The following is an 18347-nucleotide window of genomic DNA, read 5'->3' as shown; positions in this document are numbered from 1 at the left end:
GCTGCCTTTAACGTGCGATTAATTACTCAGCGTGTGCTGTAACGTAATCGATAGCAGTTTGTACTGTAGTGATCTTCTCAGCTTCTTCATCTGGGATCTCAGTATCAAACTCTTCTTCAAGAGCCATTACTAGTTCAACAGTATCAAGAGAATCTGCACCTAGGTCATCTACGAAAGAAGATTCATTTTTAACTTCTTCTTCTTTAACACCTAGTTGTTCAATGATAATTTTCTTTACGCGTTCTTGGATATCGCTCATTCTTCTTTCCTTTATTAAAAACGCCGATGCGTTATTTTCAGATTGCCGCGTAGTTTACGCGGCATAATTCTCTGATTCAATGATTTGACCATAAATAATTGTCTGGTCAAACCTCTGAGTGTGTGTTTTGTCTTTTATCGCTTATTTTCGCAGCGATTTCAAGTATGTTTAAAGCAAGTTCACAAATAATTCAATGTTTTTGAGGTAACTTACTTAACTTTATCAAGCAGTAATTTAGGTACTATGGTTATTAAACCATGTACATCGCGCCATTTACATGCAAAGTTTCGCCTGATACATACGCAGCCGCGTCAGATGCTAAATAACATACTGCAGCCGCAATTTCGTCAGGTTGACCTAAACGCCCTGCTGGAACATTTGCAAGTGTTGCTGCTTTTTGCTCGTCAGTTAAATTATCAGTCATGTCTGTTTGAATAAAACCAGGTGCAATTACGTTAACGGTAATACCACGTGATGCAACTTCGCGCGCTAGTGACTTAGAAAAACCAATTACACCCGCTTTAGCCGCTGCATAATTAGCCTGACCTGCATTACCCATAGTACCCACTACTGAGCCAATGTTAATAATACGGCCTTTCTTTTTCTTCATCATTGGACGAAGTACCGCTTTAGATAAACGGAAAACTGAGCTTAAATTAGTGTCGATAATATCGTCCCACTCAGTCTCTTTCATACGCATTAATAAGTTATCACGTGTAATACCTGCGTTATTTACAAGTACGTCAATATCGCCTAAATCAGCTTTTATTGCAGCAAGTGTTGCTTCAATAGATGCAGGGTCGGTTACGTTCAATGCATAACCTTTACCACTGTCACCTAGGTACTCACTGATTTTAGCAGCGCCTGACTCGCTTGTAGCAGTGCCTGCAACTTTTGCACCTTGCGCAACTAATGTTGTTGCAATTGCTTTACCAATACCACGGCTAGCGCCAGTAATTAGGACAATTTTGCCCTCTAAAGAAAATAAATTAGACATTTTATATACTCTTATTTAGCTGCAGCGATTGAAGCGGCATCGTTTACTGAGCCACAAACCATTGCTTTATCAATTCGTTTAGCAAGTCCTGTTAATACTTTACCAGGACCAAATTCGTAGCTTTGCGTTACATCTTGTGCAACCAAGGCTTGTACTGTTTCTGTCCAGCGAACTGGGCTGTATAGTTGACGTACTAGTGCATCTTTAATTGCATCAGCGGTCGATTCAGCTTTTACATCAACATTATTAATTACATCACACTTAGGTGTATTAAATGTTAAAGCGGCTAAGTCTACCGCTAACTTATCAGCTGCTGGCTTCATTAGTTCACAATGTGAAGGTACGCTAACCGAAAGTGGTAATGCGCGTTTAGCACCAGCATCTTTACATGCTTGTGATGCTCTATCTACTGCCGCTTTATGCCCTGCAATAACAACTTGACCAGGAGAATTGTAGTTAACTGGAGATACAACCTCACCTTGCGCTGAGGCAGCACATGCCGCTTTTATTTCTTCATCGCCTAAGCCAATAATCGCAGCCATTGAACCTACGCCTGCAGGTACAGCTTCTTGCATGTATAAACCACGGTTTTCAACAAGCTTAACAGCTTCACTCAAGCTTACTACGTCGCTACATACTAGTGCTGAATATTCACCTAAGCTGTGCCCCGCCATAACAACGTCTGCATCTGGGTTTGCTGCAAGCCAATCACGGTAAATAGCAACACTTGCAGTTAATAATGCAGGTTGTGTACGATGAGTTTGATTTAATTTTTCTTCTGGGCCATTAAGAACTAGCTCTGCTAAGTCGTAACCCAGTGCATCTGATGCTTCTGCAAATGTTGCTTTAACAATGTCAGAACTCTCTAGTAGCTCTTGTAACATACCAACGCTTTGCGAGCCTTGACCTGGGAATAGAAGTGCAATTTTTTGTGCCATACTTTGCTCTTTTTAATTAAACAAATAAATAATGAAATACACGGCACATCAATTATTGATTAACCGCCGTGTCTTTAGAATGTGTTTTTTCGAAAATAGCGGCTATTTTATCAGGAAGTTGACGTTCAACCTCTTTTACCGCTTCATCAATTGCTGCTTGAAATGCTTTAGCTGACGCATTTCCATGACTTTTAACGACAATACCGCGCAATCCTACCAGAGAAGCACCGTTATACTGGTCGGGGTTCACCCTTTTATAGAGTTTTTTTATTATTGGACGCAATATAAACGCCATACATTTATACAAAAGGTGCTTTTCGAGCGCAGCTGTAAACTTATTCATAATAAGCTTGGCAATGCCTTCGCATGTTTTAAGCGCCACGTTACCCACAAACCCTTCGCATACAATAACATCAGCCTTGCCAGAAAAAATATCACTTCCTTCGCTGTAACCAATGTAATTAATATGTGGGCTTTGCTGCATTAATTGTGCAGCCTGTTTAATATCGTCGTGGCCTTTAATGTCCTCAGCGCCAATATTTAATAAGCTAACGCGAGGGTTATCGCAGCCAAGTGCTTGGCCAGCAACTACAGAGCCCATAATCCCAAACTGATACAGCATTTGCGCATCGCAGTGCACATTAGCACCTAAGTCGAGTAAATATACTGGGTTTTGGCTTTCTGTAGGAACAGATGAAATGAGTGCGGCACGTTTAACACCTGGCAGCATTTTTAATACGTAGTGAGCCATAAAAAATAAAGCGCCGGTATTACCTGAGCTAACACACGCTTGTGCTTCGCCCGATTTAACTAAATCAAGGGCAACACGCATAGATGAATCTTTTTTTGAACGTACAGCAATTGCAGGTTCGCAGGCGTTAGTGACTATTTCACTACAGTGACGAATTATGAGTCTTGGATGAGATAAAGAATCGAGGGATTCGAGTTCTTTAGATATAACGTCTTCATTGCCACATAAAATGAGACTTAAATTGGCATGAGCATTCACCGCATGAACGGCAGCAGGAATAGATGAACGGGGGCCGTAATCGCCCCCCATCATATCTAACGCTATGGTTAGATCTTTCAGCATATAAGTAATCTCTTATTTAGAAATTACTTGAACGCCTTTGTAGTAACCATCTGCAGTCACATGGTGACGACGATGAGTCTCACCAGATGTTTGATCTACAGTTAAAGTTGGACCACTGATCGCATCGTGTGAACGGCGCATGCCGCGTCTTGCACGAGACTTTTTGCTTTTTTGTACAGCCATAGTCTTCTCCTAAGAATCTTTCTTAAGTTGTTTCAAAATATCAAATGGATTAGGTTTATCATCTTCCGCCTTTAATACACCAAAGCTGGCAGGCTTTGCTGAATAACTGCATGAAGCTTCGTTGTGGGTAGCCACTAATGGAATTGCTAAAATTAGTTCGTCTTCAATTAAATCAAAAACGTTAACTTCACCATTTTCATCAAGTGCTACTTCGTCGTAGTCTTCAGGAAAAATATCTAACTCTGTATCTTCACCTACTGGTGAATATGCAAAGTCTTGAACCAAATCCAACCCTAAATCACCATTACAACGTTGACAAATGACAGTAACATGTGTGGACAAATTGCCTCTAATCACAGCGAAACCTTGATCATCGTTTTTGCAATGTATTTTTACCGCTATTTCACCTACTTCTTCCTGCACAACTTTCTCTAAACGAGTAAGTTTTTCAAGCGGTACAATTCCGTCATACTTTAAACGGTGCTGCGCTGCTTTGCCTGGATGAAGAGTGATGGGAATTTTCACCTTTTGCATAGGGGCTGCATCATATAGATAGTTAGTTTGTTAGTCAAAGTAAAAAACCATTTTTACTTGGTTTTTAACGTGTTTTACTCTCGGATCTGATTTATCCTAACTCAATCTGAATTATCGTAGGAAAACAGTCCATGAAGCTTCCACTCATTTTAGCGTCAAGCTCGCCTTTTAGGCAGTCTTTATTACAAAAATTTAATTTACCCTTTGATACGTTTTCACCCGACGTTGACGAATCAGCACTTGAATGCGAAACACCTACTGAACTGGTTAAGCGTTTAAGTGAGTTAAAAGCCTCAGCAGCTAATAAACACTTTAAAAAAGGGTTAGCAATTGGATCAGACCAAGTCGCTGTGTTTAACAATCAAATTTTAGGTAAACCGCACAATAAACAAAATGCTCTAAAACAACTAAATTTATTTAGCGGTAATACTGTAACATTTTTAACTGGGCTTTGTGTTTACGATATTGTAACTGGAACAAAAAAAACCTGCGTAGAACCTTTTAATGTGACGTTTAAAACCCTAAGTGATGCACAAATTAGTGCTTATTGCGACGCAGAGCAGCCTTATAACTGTGCTGGCAGCTTTAAAAGTGAAGGGTTGGGTATCTGTTTATTTGAAAAACTAAGCGGAGACGATCCTAATAGCTTAATTGGATTACCATTAATTAAACTCAGCCAATTACTGGCTGAGTTTGGTATTGATGTGCTTACCGCTCAAAACAAGCTCTAGTTAAATAAATTAGCCAAGCAAAACCTGTTGCAATTGCAGATAATTATCTACCGTTGCAACAGGGCTAAGCTTATTTAGCTGCTGTGCGTTATGTACACCCATTGTTACGCCAATTCTATCCACGCCTGCAGCTTTTGCCATTGTCATGTCTATTTGGGTATCACCAATCATTACAGCGTCTTGGGCGCTTATGCCAAGTTCTTCAAGTAATTGATACAGCATATCTGGAGAGGGCTTTGATTGCGCTTCGTCGCTTGTACGTGTTGCACTAAAAAAATGTCTAAGTTGGCTTTGATCAAGCAAGCGCTCTAATCCATCTCGACCTTTACCTGTTGCAACCGCTAAAACAATGCCCTGCTCTTTTAAGGCACCTAAAACGTTAACAACATTATCAAATACAGGAGTTGGCGTGGTATTAACACTATATTGGTGTTTATACCCTTTAATTAGCGCTTGATGCTGCGCGACATTATCGGGAAATAAAACATCAATTGCTTTTTCAAGCGACATACCAATAATATTTTTAATTGCTAAATCACTTGGCGCCACTAAATTAAGTGACTCAGCACTACTACGAATACAGTTAACTATTTTAGTGACTGAATCCATAACGGTGCCATCCCAATCAAAAATGACGAGCTTATATTTTTTAATCGGCGTCACTGCAATCACTGTTTTGCGTCTCGTAATTTTAGTAATGTATTTTTAAGCGTTTTATCAAGGGGCGCTTCAATACGCATCGTTGTTTCGTTTTTAGGATGATAAAAACTTAAATCGTGTGCATGTAAGAATAAACGGTTTAACCCAACTTTACGCATAGATTCATCAAACCCCTGGTCACCGTATTTATCATCGCACGCGATAGGATGACCTTTACATTGCGTATGAACACGAATTTGGTGCGTACGTCCTGTAACAGGCGACGCTTGTACGAGTGAGCAATCGTTAAAACGTTCAAGTACTTTAAAACGCGTATGCGAAGGCTTGCCCTCAGTGTTATCTACACGTACTACGCGTTCACCCGATTTAAGTGTATTTTTACGCAGCCCTTCGGTAACGTTTTTAGTTTTAGAGTCCCACTGCCCTTCTACAAGTGCCCAGTAATTTTTTTCCATGGTTTTTTCACGAAGCTGTTCATGCAATGCTGTTAACACCGAACGGCGCTTTGCAATAAGTAAACAGCCCGATGTATCACGGTCAAGCCTATGTACTAGCTCAAGATTGCGCTCTTCTGGGCGAAGCGCGCGCAGCGCTTCAATTAAACCATAACTTAAACCACTGCCACCATGAACAGCCATACCTGAAGGTTTATTTATGACGATAAGGTATTTATCTTCAAATAAAATATCGTTTTCTAGGCGAGTTACTTTGTCTAACTTTGATGGTACAAACTCTTCACGCTCAGCAACTCTGATAGGTGCAATACGCAGTACATCGTCAAGCTGTAGTTTATATACAGGTTTAATACGCTTTTTATTAACGCGTACCTCACCTTTGCGCAAAAGTTTATAAATAGCGCTTTTAGGCACCCCTTTTAAATGGGTAATAAGAAAGTTATCAATACGCTGACCTAAATGGTCTTCATTGATCGTGACATAAGTTACTTGTAAGTCGTTTTTTTCTGACATTGCCTAATCACTAATTTAAGTAAAATAATTTAGTTGCTAACACTGTAATAATAGTGGGATAATCAGCAGCGCAAATATTTAGTATTTGCAAATAACAACGGTGCTTTTTAACACATTAAAACATTCGTGATGCACATTCTGGGTAGCCGATCATACAGATCCGAGTTAAGTTTTCCAAAGCTTTTATGCCTCCTCAGTTAACACGTGCGATCAATTAACGGCAATGCGCGTAATATATTGCTGGTTAAGTTTGAACATGAAGCGATTTTTAATGTGCTAGAGAAAGCAATGAACAGATAATTTGTCTGATAGTGACGACGTAAAAAACGTCGTTCAGCACTAGCTCAATTATTGTAGTACCGTACAGCAGCTTATTTAGAATTAAAAAAATCTAATAAATAAGCGTTCATTAACATCGGCAGCGATTTTTGCTCTTAAAACGGATATTAGCGATACATCAGTATGTATTGCTCACCAACTTAATGAGCCCTACGCGCCTAATATGAATGATATTTAGTAAGATTAATATGACAGGCCGACTTCTGGGTAAAACTTGTAAACGTAGCTGAAAAGCCGACAGTTTTAGCACCATTAAGAATTTAATAGCGGTAATAATCGCTATTGTTTGCCAGCATTTAAAATACTGCATACGAGATACAGAGCCGTTCCGTTAAAGACCCAGTCGTGAGGCTGCACATTCTAAAAATAGGGACAACTGAACAGGCGAGAAAAACATCGTCATGTCAGCGACATAAATAAGTAGAGTAACAATATGAAACGTATGCTAATCAATGCAACGCAGCAAGAAGAAATGCGCGTAGCACTGGTTGATGGCCAGCGCCTTTATGATTTAGATATCGAAAGCCCAGGTCACGAACAGAAAAAAGCCAATATTTATAAAGGCAAAATCACTCGCATTGAACCATCTCTTGAAGCAGCATTTGTTGATTACGGTGCTGACCGCCATGGTTTCCTTCCTTTAAAAGAAATTGCACGTACTTACTTCCCTGCAGGTTACACTTTTCATGGTCGCCCTAACATTCGCGACGTAATAAAAGAAGGTCAAGAAGTAATAGTACAAGTTGATAAAGAAGAACGCGGCCAAAAAGGCGCAGCGTTAACTACTTTTATCAGTGTTGCTGGTAGCTATTTAGTTCTTATGCCTAATAACCCTCGTGCTGGCGGTATTTCTCGTCGTATTGAAGGTGATGAGCGTACTGAACTTAAAGAAGCTTTAGGCCGTTTAGAACTACCTAAAGGCATGGGCTTAATTGTTCGTACAGCCGGTGTTGGTAAGTCATTTGAAGAACTTAACTACGATTTAAAAGCACTATTAGTACATTGGGATGCAATTAAACAAGCAGCCGACAGTGCTAAAGCACCGTTTTTGATTCACCAAGAAAGCAACGTGATTTTCCGCGCAATACGCGACTATTTACGTCGTGACATTGGCGAAATTTTAATTGATAAACCACGTGTTTTTGAAGAAGCTAAAGCGCACATTGAGCGTTTTCGTCCTGACTTTATGAGCCGTGTTAAGCTTTATCAAGGTGACACGCCTTTATTTACACATTATCAAATTGAAAGCCAAATTGAGTCAGCATTCCAGCGTGAAGTACGTCTTCCTTCTGGTGGTTCAATCGTAATTGACCCTACTGAAGCACTGACATCTATAGATATCAACTCGTCTAAGGCAACTAAAGGCGGCGATATTGAAGAGACAGCACTTAATACAAACTTAGAAGCGGCCGATGAAATTGCACGTCAATTACGTCTTCGTGACCTAGGTGGTTTAATTGTAATCGACTTTATTGATATGACTCCTCCACGCCATCAACGTGAAGTAGAGAATCGTTTAAAAGATGCAGCGCGCCCAGACCGTGCTCGCGTTCAAATTGGTAAAATCTCACGCTTTGGTTTACTTGAAATGTCGCGCCAGCGTTTGCGTCCTTCATTAGGTGAAGCAAGCCAAGGCCCATGTCCACGTTGTAGTGGCCAAGGTACTATTCGTTCAAACGAATCAATAGCACTTTCAATTCTTCGCTTAATTGAAGAAGAAGCAATTAAAGACAATACAGCACAAGTAAATGCACAAGTGCCTGTTGCTGTTGCCGCTTATTTATTAAATGAGCAACGTCGTAGTGTTCATCGCATTGAAAAACATCATAAATGTGACGTAGTGATCATTCCAAATCAACATATGGAAACACCACATTATGAAGTTATGCGCTTACGTAAAGACGAAACACTTGAAACTGTAAGTTACGGACAAGTTGTTGCACCAGAGCCTGAAGTATTCGAGATGTCAAAATCTCCAAGTACGCCAGTCCGTGAAGAGCCGATGCTAAAAGGTGTGGTAATGCCTTCTACTCCTGCTCCACAAGCAGCGCCAGCTAAAGCCGTAGAGCCTGCTGCGGTAGCACAAACTAAAACTGAAGGTGGCTTACTAGCTGCTATTGGTAATTGGTTTAAGTCGTTATTTGCAAGTGAATCTGAAGAAGAGAAAAAAGAAGCTGTAGAAAAAGAGCAGCAAGAAACGCGCAATAATGCGCGTCGTGGTAACGATAATCGTCGTCGTAATAACAATCAACGTCGTCGCAATAATAACCCACGCACTAACAAGCCGCGCAATGAGCGTCCAGCCGCTGAAGAGGAAGCTAAAACTGACTCAGCAGCAAGCACCGAGACTCAAGAGAGAAGCGAGAACCGCAACAAGCGCCGTCGTAACCCTAACTCTCGTAAGCGCCCAGAGCATAAAAACCAAGAAAAAGATCAAGTTAAAACTGAAGCCCCTGCAAAGGCGGAAGTAGAAACTGATTCTAAGCCAGCACAAGCTGCAGAGCCTAAAGAGCAGAAGCCTAAAGTTCGCCGTCAACGTCGTAACATACGTAAAAAAGTACGTCTGCAAGATGAAAAAGCTGAGCAAGCTAACTCAACAGAGCAAGCACCTGAGCAAACGGCTGTAACTGAAACTCCACAAGTTCAAGAGCAAGCTCCTGCTGTAGAAAAGCAAAAGCAAACTCCGGCAGAAAAAACAGCTCACATTAAAGAAGAGAAAGTTGATGTTGTTGATTCTAACGATGAAACAGCAACTACTGAAGACGAACAAGAGCAAACACGTACACGTTCACGTCGCTCTCCTCGTCATCTTCGTGCATCTGGTCAACGTCGTCGTCGCCCTGAAGGTGAAGCAGAAGTTAAATCTGATGAAGCCCCTGCATTTATTCCAGTTGCTGATCAAGCTGCTGCAGAATACGAAGCAGAACTTAAAGCTAAATCAGAAGAAACACCAGTAGATGCGTCGCAACAAGTTGAACAAGCCGTTGCTGTTGAAGACTTAGCAAAAGTTGAAGCTGTAGAAGAGCCAGTAAAAGCTAAAGAACAAGCTAAAGTTGAAACGCCTGTGGTAACTGAAGAGCCAACTAAGGTTGAAGCGCCAGTAGTAACTGAAGAGCCTGCTAAAGTTGAAACACCAGTAGCAACTGAAGAGCCAGCTAAAGTTGAAACACCAGCAGCAACTGAAGAGCCTGCTAAAGTTGAAACACCAGTAGCAACTGAAGAGCTTGCTAAAGTTGAAACACCAGTAGCCACTGAAGAGCCTGCTAAAGTTGAAGCAAAATTGAAAACTGAAAAATCAGCACCGCATGTTAAAACAGCGGTTACTCAAGGGTCAGCAAGTGCGCCAATGGCACAACCTACTCCTGTAGCTGATAGCGAAGTGAAGCATACGTCTGTAGCAATGGCTCACGATAAACGTGAACTAGTTCCAGACAGTGGTTTACGTGCAGGTTCAATCAAACCTGCTGGTCGTGCAAGTTCTGCAATGACTAAAACAATGAGTGTTGATTAATAACTAACATTCATTAAAAAGCCCCGCTATTTAATAAATAGCGGGGCTTTTTTGTTTATATGATTTGAATAATTATTAAAGTTTCTTCACGCCCACAATAAGCGATTTATTCACAAAGAGGTAAAGAGACGCTGCGCTTTTAGAGGTAGTAAAAAAGCTAAGTCTTGCTAACTTAAATAAGCCCCGCTAGTAAACCATCGCTTGTGTTTCTCATTTACTCCTCTTTTACTTCTCTTTGTGCAATAGATCTTTTAGTGGTTTTGTTAGCAAAGAAATTAAATAAACAGAAGCGGTGCTTCTCGCGTAAGCAAGCTTCACGACTACAGCCGAAATTTAAAACCGAATAAGATAAACTTGTAGACGCACAACTTGTTGGCGTGACGGGCACAAAGCCCATAATAAGCGACTTATTCACAAAGAGGTTAAGAGACGCTGCGCTTTTAGAGGTAGTAAAAAGGCTAAGTTGTACTAGCTAAGTCTTGTTAATAAAGCACGACTTGTGTTTTCTCATTTACTCCTCTTTCACTTCTCTATGTGAAATAAATCTTTAAGGTTTTTTTTCCGATGCAACGAATTTATATACCGATACAAAAAAGCGCGATATAAATACCGCGCTCTTAAATCAGCTTTTTACTTGTGAAATTTACTCGCTTTCACTTTCCATAAAACGTTGTAACTGATCTTTTAAGTTTGGCGGAATACCTTTAATTACAAGCGTGTCCGTTGCCTCGTTGTAAGTTACGCGCTCACCTAAGTGTTTACGTTCAAAGCTTACACTCACACCACCACCAAGACCTGAGAACTTAACCATGCTGGTTACGGTTTTCTTATCAACAGGGAAAGTTTCTTCTAAGTCATAGCTTTGTTCTTTACAAAAACTATCAAACGGGCTGTCATCGCCTTTTGTAAGCGTTGCAGATAGCTCGCTTACGCTGGCATCTTCACCAGTTGTCACACAGTCATTACAGTAGTCAAAAACTTGTTTACGTAAATCGTCTTTTTCTGATTTATCAAATTGTTGCTCAGATAAATAATCCTCTACTGCGCTAAGCATTACTTGGCTTTGCTGTTTTGAATCAATACCCTCTTCACAACCTAAAAAGTCTAAGAAAAAGTCAGCAACTTTACGTCCAGCTCGCCCTTTGATAAATGAAATATAACGGTTGTCGTTAGCTTGTGTATCCCACGCTGTTAAATCGATACGAGCAGCAAGTTGCATGCGTGATATGTCTAAATGACGAGAAGCGGCTAAATCAAGCTCTGAGGTCATAGAATAATGCTCTTTGATGTTAATCATCGCAATTAGCATGTAATCAGTTGCAACGTACTGGTAATGACAAAATACTAAATAGCCTGTTTCACTAAATGCATACTTATCAAGCTCTTCTTTTAAAACCGTTGAGGCTTGCTCGGTCATATGCCAAAAGCCTAACTCATCATTACGGTAACTTTGCATTGCAGATGCTACAACACTGTTTTTGTCACCACTGAAAGCACAATAACCTTTACCAGGTTTACCATTGTATGCATGATGTAATTGTTCGATAAAAACGGCTACTTTATCGTTAATTACCATCTCATCATTTCGAAGGTGAATTTGCGTATCGTCGTCTTTTTTGTCTACATAGTGAACGACTAATTTTTTAACGTCTGTTGTCATCTTTGTTTTTCACGCCTCTAGTGTTAAAATACGAGAATATAACTATTTTATTGAACCAACTAATGCCAATCTTATCAAAATACTCTAATGAAGAAGTAGAACAAATCGTCGATCAGCTTATTGATGTGTTAACTAAACACAATGCGCCGGTTGATTTAAGTCTTATGTGTTTAGGAAATTCTATCACGCATATCTTAAAAGAGCATGTACCAACAGGGAAAAGACAAGCTGTAACCGAGAACTTTGCAAAAGCGCTCGCGCAGTCGGTTAAATAAAATTTATGAATTTATCGCAGCACAATCAATTTTCATCAAAAGCGAGTCAGCTGCTAAGTTGGGGGCATTGGTTTACCTTTGCCAATATCGGCTTAGCCCTACTTATTAGCTTAAGCTATTTATTTGCAGACTCGCCACCTACAAGCTTTTTAGGCATTACCTATATGCTAGTTACTTGGCTAAGCCACACTAGTTTTATAGCCTTTTTAGCGTTTGTGCTGACGGTATTTCCGCTTAGTTTAATATTCCCCTACCCACGACACATTCGTGGCATGGCCGCTGTAATAGCCACTGTAGGCGCATCATTGCTTACTCTTGATGCTTATGTGTATGTTAATTTAGGTTATCACCTAAGTATATCTGCCTTACCTGAAATCATTTCATTGTTGTGGCATCGTTTAACAAGCTCTCCTGCTTTAACAACAATTTTAGCCAGTGGTATTGTTGTTGTTATTTTAGGCTTTCAGCTACTTGTTAGTAATTACACATGGCACCACCTTGAGCGTTTAAAGCAATATAAATTTGCACGTTACGCAATTTCTTTCTTAATCGTGTGTTTTTCGCTTAGCCACAGTATTCATATTTGGGCTGACGCCAATTTAAACTTTGATGTAACAAAACAAGATAATGTTTTGCCACTTTCATACCCTACTACCGCTAAAAGCTTGTTAGCTAAAAATGATCTGCTAGATATAGAAAGCTACGAGCAAGCACACAACGTAAAAATTAATAACCAAAATATTAGTTATCAAATGCCAAGCCCGCTTGAAAAATGCGAGGACTACACACAAGCCAATGTAGATATATTTGTATTTGAAACTCAACAACAACTCGAAAAGTTTGTTGCCGAGAATAAAAACATGCACAAAACAGAGCAGTTTTTACAGCCAACAAATCATGACGATACGTTATTTAGCTTAGTGTATGGTTTACCCGCTTTTTATAAAGCAGCAATTTTAACCGAGCAGACACTCCCAGTTTGGCAAAGTCAGCGCCGTAGCATTGAAGTAACTGGCATTGAAGAACTAAGCTTTATTAATGATCAAGCACATAGCTCTAGTGCTATTCGAGTAATTAAAGCGAGTGATACCCCTACTGTTCGAGATGATGAAACACAAGTTTTTGCTTTTAGTCTTGCCAATAACAAGCAAGAAGTAGTAACCACCTCAACTTTATACAGCTCTGACAAACGTATTTCTAAGGTAGATGGGCTAATTCAACCTAGCGATTTAATTGCAACAAGCGTTGGGCAATATTTAAATTGCAAAGCTATTGCCAAGCAAACAATGCTAGGCGTTAATCTATACAAGAAAAAAGACGATATGGGCGTGAACTACTCTCAGGGTGTTGTTATAGCCTATAAAAAAGATAGGATTACCTTAATAGATTCAGATGGTAACTTTAAAAACATTTCCGCCGCTGAAGGTTTTTCTATTGAACAAGGTTTAGATATACCATTTTTAGTACAGAGTATTAAAAAGCTCAAAACCTTTACCCAATAACAGTTATCCTAACCTAGCTTGATATACCACCAAGCTAGGTTATAGTTTTATATTGTTGTTAGATATATAAACCAAGGATGACATGTATGTTTAAAACTTCTCGTTATATTCTCCATTCTAGCTTTTTACTTATCAGTTTTTTTAGCTTTAGCGATACCACTTACTACAAATGTGTAACAGAAAAAGGCACTGTCTTTTCTCAACTCCCCTGTGACGACGAAGCAACGACTTATAAAGTTAACACAACGGGTAATCAGTATTCTGGTCCTAAGGTTGACTACACTAAACAACTAAACGAACTTGAGCGTGAAAGGCTTCTATCTGGCTTACAGGCAGAGCTTCGCAGTAATAACCATAAACTAACAATACTTGATCGTAATAAAGAGCGTGCTGAATACAAACAACAAGAGCGGTTAAATCATATCTTAGCCATTGATGATAAAAAGCGTATTACTAAAGACATTACTAAAAAACTAAAAATAATTAATAAAACATATAAGAAAAACGTATCGGCTGTGACTAAACAAATTAAAATTCTCGAAAAAAAGATAGCTCAATTCCAATAAGTTACTCTTAGTTAGTAAGTAACATTTATCTTGGTTTTAAACTTAAAATAACATACCCTTAACACAATAGAGTATAAACTCTAGGGACTTTTAAGGAGTGCAAATGCAACCTCGCCATATTGCTGAATTAATTTTAACGGGTTTTAAAAGGCACTATCAGTTATTTCAAAAAACAACAGCCAAAGCCCCTCTTGCCTTTGCAAAAAAAGATTGGCAAGCAATTAATGATATCAGCCGTTTGCGTATCAGCTATTATGATGATCGTGTTAACGAAACCACGCAAGCGCTAAAAAAAGAAACCCCAACCGAACAACTCGATGAAAGCCTATGGCTTGAAGTTAAAAAGATATACCAGCATTTTTTATGTTTTCATCCCCAAGCAGAGCTCGCCGAAACTTTTTATAACTCTGTATTTTGCCGGCTGTACCATAGGCGCTATTTTCATAATGACTTTATATTTGTAGAAGCAACCTTAAAAGATGCTCCTTCAGTGCCTGTAGAAGCAGAATATAGAACTTACTTTCCTGTAGTTGATGGCCTCAAACCAACAATAAAACGCATTATTAATCATTTTGATTTTAAAGCCCCATTTGTAAATTTAGAGCGTGATATCCGCCTCCTTGTTAAAGCTTTTTATAAACAAGCCCCCGATACACATCACCAACCTTGGCAAATGCGCTTTGATATTTTACATACGCCTTTTTATCGAAATAAAGCAGCCTATATTGTTGGTCGTGTTGTTTCAAAAAGTGGGGTTCAGCCCTTTATAATCGCCGTATTACACGATGAAGATAACGGATTATATTTAGATGCACTTTTAACTAAGTCATCTCAAATGCGTGTTATTTTTGGCTTTGCCCGCGCCTACTTTATGGTAGAGACTCACGCACCTTCAGCACTTGTTCGGTTTTTAAATCAACTTATGCCAAACAAAACACTTGCTGAGCTCTATAACGCAGTGGGTTTTCATAAGCAGGGTAAAACTGAGTTTTACCGAGAGTTTTTAAATCACTTATCTCACTCTAGTGATGAGTTTACAATTGCACCGGGGACTCCCGGTATGGTGATGATGGTATTTACCCTCCCCTCATTTGGCTATGTTTTTAAAGTAATAAAAGACAAATTTGGTGAGAGTAAACCCTTTGGCCGTGATACGGTATTAAAGCGCTATCAACTAGTAAAAAACCATGATCGCGTTGGCAGAATGGCCGACACCATAGAGTATTCTAACGTCGTATTTCCTTTGGCACGTTTTGATAGTAATTTACTTGCGCAATTGCATAAAACAATTGGCTCATCAATGGTAATTGAAGGCGAATGGTTGATCATCAAGCATTTGTATATTGAACGGCGCATGACACCTCTTAACTTGTTTTTAGAAAATGCTGATGAAGAAAGTGTCGCCGACGCGATTGAAGAATATGGGCAAGCCCTAAAAGAAATGATTGCTGTTAATATATTCCCTGGTGATATGCTCTTAAAAAACTTTGGTGTAAGTAAGCACAAACGTATTATTTTTTACGATTACGATGAAGTTCAATACCTAACCGATATGAACTTTAGAGCATTACCAAAAGCAAAGAGCTATGACGACTATTTAATGGATGAACAAAGTTACTCTGTTGCACCACAGGACGTATTTCCTGAGCAACTTTGTACATTTGTAATGCCAAACCCTATGTATAAAAAGTTTTTACTCAGCACTCATCCTGAGCTTATAGATGTTAGCTTTTGGAAGCAGGCACAACAAAATATAAAAAATGGTCAGGTAAGTCATATTTACCCATACCCGACAGCACAGCGCTTTATTCACCACTGGTAAGCGCTAAAGGACACACACAATGAATATAAGTAAAATAGATTTAAATTTACTCGTTTACCTCGATACATTGCTTCGAGAATGCAACGTAACACGCGCTGCTAATCAATTGAGTATAACGCAACCTGCAATGAGTAATGGCCTTAAACGACTTCGTAACCTATTTAACGACCCTATTTTAGTTCGTACCAGCGATGGTATGGTCCCGACAGAGCGCGCTTTAGAGTTACAACCTGTTATTCGTGGCATATTAATGACGCTTGAAGAAACTCTAGCACCTAATAGAGAATTTGAGGCAAGCCAGAGTAAACGTGTATTTAGAATAATGGCCAGTGATTACGCTGCAAGTACGTTAGCGCCAAAGCTTTTAAGTAAACTACACGAAGAAGCCCCCGATACTACTTTAGATATACTCACACCAAGTGACGTAACCTTTCATGACGTAGAAAACGGTAAAGTAGATATGGCAATCAACCGCTTTGAAAACTTACCTCAGTCTTTTCATCATAAACGTATTTGGAAAGACAGTTTTTGCTGCTTAGTTAAGGCCGACAACCCTATTATTGAAAGCTTTAGCCTCGACAGCTACTTAAAAGCACGCCATATATGGGTGAGTAAAACAGGTTTTGGTGTAGGTGTGGGCATGGACCCTAAAGATGTGCAAAAACTTGGCTGGGTTGACGAAGCACTTGCTCACTTTGGTAAGCATCGTAATATTGCCACTTTTACGCGTAACTACCATGTAGCAATTCATTTAGCTAAAGAGAAAAATTTGATTGCGACCCTTCCTTCAAAAGCCGCAAATATATATTTAGATGATCAGGGGCTTAAAATTTTAGAGCCACCATTTCCAATTCCTCCTTTTGAGCTTGATATGATTTGGAGCCCACTGTTACATCGCGATGCGAGTCACATTTGGTTACGTCAAAAAGTAGCTGAAGTAGCTGAAGAGCTAAAATAACTTTATTACACAATATAATGTAAAAATTGCTAGGTTAACTTTTTGCCTGTTAACTTAGCATCTTACTAGATCAAAATTAAACCAATAAAATCAAATAACTACATAATAATTAAAACGTGGAACATACATTGCTTTTATTAAATTGAACTATACATTCATTTAATTAAAGAGGTCATTATGAACACCCATCAAGGATCAGAAGTAAATCATATTACTGACATCATTCAAGTTATGAACAGCGGCATCGATTTTTATCAAAAAGCGCAGGAAAAAGTTGAAGACCCTGCTATTGGTGCACTTTTTCAGCGTATGATAGATGCCCGAAAAGTGAGTGTTGAGCGCTTGCAGCCATATGCAATTAATGAAAAAGGCGAACGCGAAGATGGCTCATCTTTCGCAGTTGAAGCACGACGTGCGTACACAGCCCTATTGACTACTTTCACCTCACACAACGACAGCACGTATGTAAAAGAGCTTGAAGAGGTAGAAGATAAAACCCTTGAAGAAATTAAAGCAGCAATGGATAAACCGCAACCAGCTGACTGCGAAGCTGCACTGGCTAAAACATTATTAACAATGCAAAGCTGCCATGCAGAAATGAGCCGTATGCAAAAGCATTAAGCTTACATAGCGCATAACTAGAACCCAGCCTCGAGCTGGGTTTTTTATTGCCTCTAATACCAATCTACATAGTTTTTTAAGCAATTTAACAAATTGCATTACATTATAACGATGCTAAATAGACCCCATATATAAGCAGAACGGTATAAACACCGCCTTATTTCACCACATTTTAAATACATAATTAGTACAAATATTTAATATTATTAGAATATTTATTTAACCACGCTTTATTTTTGCTGTGCTAATTTTGTTAATAGGTACCTAAAACCTTGCTGTGGCGCCGCAGCATTTAATTAAAAATAAGGTCCAATATGAAAAGTAAACTAACCAAACTACAAAATAATGCTGATGTAGATATGACCCCGATGTTAGACATAGTGTTCATATTACTAATTTTCTTTATTGTAACTACATCTTTTGTAAAACCTGTGGCTATTGAATTAAACCGACCACTCGACAGCCCTCAAATAGATAAGCCTGTTAAAAATGCTTTATTTAGAATTGATGAAAGTAACGGAGTATATTTTTCTGGGAGGTTAATTGATTTAGAGCAAGTTGCGACTAACTTAGCTATGTTCGCGGCTAAATATGAAATAAGTTCGGTACTTATAACCGCAGACGAAAACAGTACACATAATACTTTAATGAATGTAATGAATAATATTAAGCAATACGATGATTATCCAATAAGTTTGATTTCTAAATAAAATCAGCCCAAGCTAAAACC

18 protein-coding genes are annotated in these 18347 nt (G+C 39.1%); 9 read left to right on the top strand and 9 right to left on the bottom strand.

The genetic code is table 11. From position 1 onward, the window contains the following. Positions 1-22 precede the first annotated feature (22 nt). From acpP to yceD, 6 genes are all read right to left on the bottom strand, one after another. On the bottom strand, positions 23-259 hold the full coding sequence (gene acpP / locus H5126_RS14085) for an acyl carrier protein (RefSeq protein ID WP_002962377.1): 237 nt from the start codon (positions 257-259) through the stop codon (positions 23-25). Between the two features lie 250 nt (positions 260-509). Further along, a complete protein-coding gene (fabG, locus tag H5126_RS14080; protein WP_182720758.1) occupies positions 510-1256 on the bottom strand; it encodes a 3-oxoacyl-ACP reductase FabG in 747 nt (248 codons plus the stop codon). 11 nt (positions 1257-1267) lie between these two features. Further along, positions 1268-2194 (bottom strand): ACP S-malonyltransferase, encoded by a 927-nt coding sequence (fabD, locus tag H5126_RS14075; RefSeq protein ID WP_002962379.1) that lies wholly within the window; start codon positions 2192-2194, stop codon positions 1268-1270. A 52-nt stretch (positions 2195-2246) separates the two neighbouring features. After that, entirely contained in the window at positions 2247-3287 is a 1041-nt protein-coding gene (gene plsX / locus H5126_RS14070) for a phosphate acyltransferase PlsX (RefSeq protein ID WP_002962380.1), read from the bottom strand. Positions 3288-3299: 12 nt separating this feature from the next. Then, positions 3300-3470: a 50S ribosomal protein L32 gene (rpmF, locus tag H5126_RS14065; protein ID WP_002962381.1), complete on the bottom strand. Its 171-nt coding sequence runs from the start codon at positions 3468-3470 to the stop codon at positions 3300-3302. Positions 3471-3479: 9 nt separating this feature from the next. After that, positions 3480-4004, bottom strand: a complete 525-nt coding sequence (gene yceD, locus H5126_RS14060; protein ID WP_007375269.1) for a 23S rRNA accumulation protein YceD — start codon at positions 4002-4004, stop codon at positions 3480-3482. Positions 4005-4135: 131 nt separating this feature from the next. Between yceD and H5126_RS14055 the strand changes: the two genes are divergently transcribed. Beyond that, the gene (locus H5126_RS14055) at positions 4136-4735 is read left to right on the top strand and encodes a nucleoside triphosphate pyrophosphatase (protein WP_154903353.1); all 600 of its coding nucleotides are present in this window, start codon (positions 4136-4138) and stop codon (positions 4733-4735) included. Positions 4736-4744: 9 nt separating this feature from the next. Here H5126_RS14055 and H5126_RS14050 read toward each other — a convergent pair whose 3' ends face one another. Both H5126_RS14050 and rluC read right to left on the bottom strand, forming a co-directional pair. After that, a complete protein-coding gene (locus H5126_RS14050) occupies positions 4745-5407 on the bottom strand; it encodes an HAD-IA family hydrolase (RefSeq protein WP_182720759.1) in 663 nt (220 codons plus the stop codon). Beyond that, positions 5404-6363 (bottom strand): 23S rRNA pseudouridine(955/2504/2580) synthase RluC, encoded by a 960-nt coding sequence (rluC, locus tag H5126_RS14045; protein ID WP_024596136.1) that lies wholly within the window; start codon positions 6361-6363, stop codon positions 5404-5406. The genes H5126_RS14050 and rluC overlap by 4 nt, the downstream gene beginning before the upstream one ends. Before the next feature lie 772 nt (positions 6364-7135). Here rluC and rne point away from each other — a divergent pair. Further along, a complete protein-coding gene (rne, locus tag H5126_RS14040; protein ID WP_182758541.1) occupies positions 7136-10213 on the top strand; it encodes a ribonuclease E in 3078 nt (1025 codons plus the stop codon). Positions 10214-10856: 643 nt separating this feature from the next. On the opposite strand, the gene yejK is transcribed toward rne, so the two are convergent. Beyond that, positions 10857-11873, bottom strand: a complete 1017-nt coding sequence (yejK, locus tag H5126_RS14035) for a nucleoid-associated protein YejK (RefSeq protein ID WP_182720761.1) — start codon at positions 11871-11873, stop codon at positions 10857-10859. A gap of 62 nt (positions 11874-11935) precedes the next feature. Here yejK and H5126_RS14030 point away from each other — a divergent pair, with 62 nt between their 5' ends. From H5126_RS14030 to H5126_RS14000, 7 genes are all read left to right on the top strand, one after another. Further along, positions 11936-12148: a DUF1414 domain-containing protein gene (locus H5126_RS14030; RefSeq protein ID WP_002961475.1), complete on the top strand. Its 213-nt coding sequence runs from the start codon at positions 11936-11938 to the stop codon at positions 12146-12148. A gap of 5 nt (positions 12149-12153) precedes the next feature. After that, a complete protein-coding gene (locus H5126_RS14025) occupies positions 12154-13650 on the top strand; it encodes a DUF3413 domain-containing protein (RefSeq protein ID WP_024596962.1) in 1497 nt (498 codons plus the stop codon). Between the two features lie 86 nt (positions 13651-13736). Beyond that, positions 13737-14216 (top strand): DUF4124 domain-containing protein, encoded by a 480-nt coding sequence (locus H5126_RS14020; protein ID WP_024596961.1) that lies wholly within the window; start codon positions 13737-13739, stop codon positions 14214-14216. A 103-nt stretch (positions 14217-14319) separates the two neighbouring features. Beyond that, positions 14320-16038, top strand: coding sequence for a bifunctional isocitrate dehydrogenase kinase/phosphatase (gene aceK, locus H5126_RS14015; protein ID WP_024596960.1), 1719 nt, complete (start codon positions 14320-14322; stop codon positions 16036-16038). Positions 16039-16057: 19 nt separating this feature from the next. Beyond that, positions 16058-16996, top strand: a complete 939-nt coding sequence (locus H5126_RS14010) for a LysR family transcriptional regulator (protein WP_182720762.1) — start codon at positions 16058-16060, stop codon at positions 16994-16996. 177 nt (positions 16997-17173) lie between these two features. After that, positions 17174-17617: a PA2169 family four-helix-bundle protein gene (locus H5126_RS14005; RefSeq protein WP_002961486.1), complete on the top strand. Its 444-nt coding sequence runs from the start codon at positions 17174-17176 to the stop codon at positions 17615-17617. Positions 17618-17931: 314 nt separating this feature from the next. Beyond that, a complete protein-coding gene (locus H5126_RS14000; RefSeq protein ID WP_024596959.1) occupies positions 17932-18327 on the top strand; it encodes a biopolymer transporter ExbD in 396 nt (131 codons plus the stop codon). Positions 18328-18347 lie beyond the last annotated feature (20 nt).

This window comes from Pseudoalteromonas sp. SG45-3 (genome assembly GCF_014164075.1).
In the GTDB taxonomy this organism is placed as follows: Bacteria; Pseudomonadota; Gammaproteobacteria; order Enterobacterales; family Alteromonadaceae; genus Pseudoalteromonas; species Pseudoalteromonas distincta.
This window is presented reverse-complemented; position numbering and strand designations above follow the sequence as displayed.

Bases quoted from the DNA above. Each gene is read 5' to 3' on its own strand.
- fabG (WP_182720758.1), bottom strand. From the start codon at position 1,256: ATGTCTAATTTATTTTCTTTAGAGGGCAAAATTGTCCTAATTACTGGC.
- yceD (WP_007375269.1), bottom strand. From the start codon at position 4,004: ATGCAAAAGGTGAAAATTCCCATCACTCTTCATCCAGGCAAAGCAGCG.
- rluC (WP_024596136.1), bottom strand. From the start codon at position 6,363: ATGTCAGAAAAAAACGACTTACAAGTAACTTATGTCACGATCAATGAA.
- yejK (WP_182720761.1), bottom strand. From the start codon at position 11,873: ATGACAACAGACGTTAAAAAATTAGTCGTTCACTATGTAGACAAAAAA.
- aceK (WP_024596960.1), top strand. From the start codon at position 14,320: ATGCAACCTCGCCATATTGCTGAATTAATTTTAACGGGTTTTAAAAGG.
- H5126_RS14000 (WP_024596959.1), top strand. From the start codon at position 17,932: ATGAAAAGTAAACTAACCAAACTACAAAATAATGCTGATGTAGATATG.
- plsX (WP_002962380.1), bottom strand. From the start codon at position 3,287: ATGCTGAAAGATCTAACCATAGCGTTAGATATGATGGGGGGCGATTAC.
- rne (WP_182758541.1), top strand. From the start codon at position 7,136: ATGAAACGTATGCTAATCAATGCAACGCAGCAAGAAGAAATGCGCGTA.
- H5126_RS14020 (WP_024596961.1), top strand. From the start codon at position 13,737: ATGTTTAAAACTTCTCGTTATATTCTCCATTCTAGCTTTTTACTTATC.
- H5126_RS14005 (WP_002961486.1), top strand. From the start codon at position 17,174: ATGAACACCCATCAAGGATCAGAAGTAAATCATATTACTGACATCATT.
- H5126_RS14055 (WP_154903353.1), top strand. From the start codon at position 4,136: ATGAAGCTTCCACTCATTTTAGCGTCAAGCTCGCCTTTTAGGCAGTCT.
- H5126_RS14025 (WP_024596962.1), top strand. From the start codon at position 12,154: ATGAATTTATCGCAGCACAATCAATTTTCATCAAAAGCGAGTCAGCTG.
- rpmF (WP_002962381.1), bottom strand. From the start codon at position 3,470: ATGGCTGTACAAAAAAGCAAAAAGTCTCGTGCAAGACGCGGCATGCGC.
- acpP (WP_002962377.1), bottom strand. From the start codon at position 259: ATGAGCGATATCCAAGAACGCGTAAAGAAAATTATCATTGAACAACTA.
- fabD (WP_002962379.1), bottom strand. From the start codon at position 2,194: ATGGCACAAAAAATTGCACTTCTATTCCCAGGTCAAGGCTCGCAAAGC.
- H5126_RS14010 (WP_182720762.1), top strand. From the start codon at position 16,058: ATGAATATAAGTAAAATAGATTTAAATTTACTCGTTTACCTCGATACA.
- H5126_RS14030 (WP_002961475.1), top strand. From the start codon at position 11,936: ATGCCAATCTTATCAAAATACTCTAATGAAGAAGTAGAACAAATCGTC.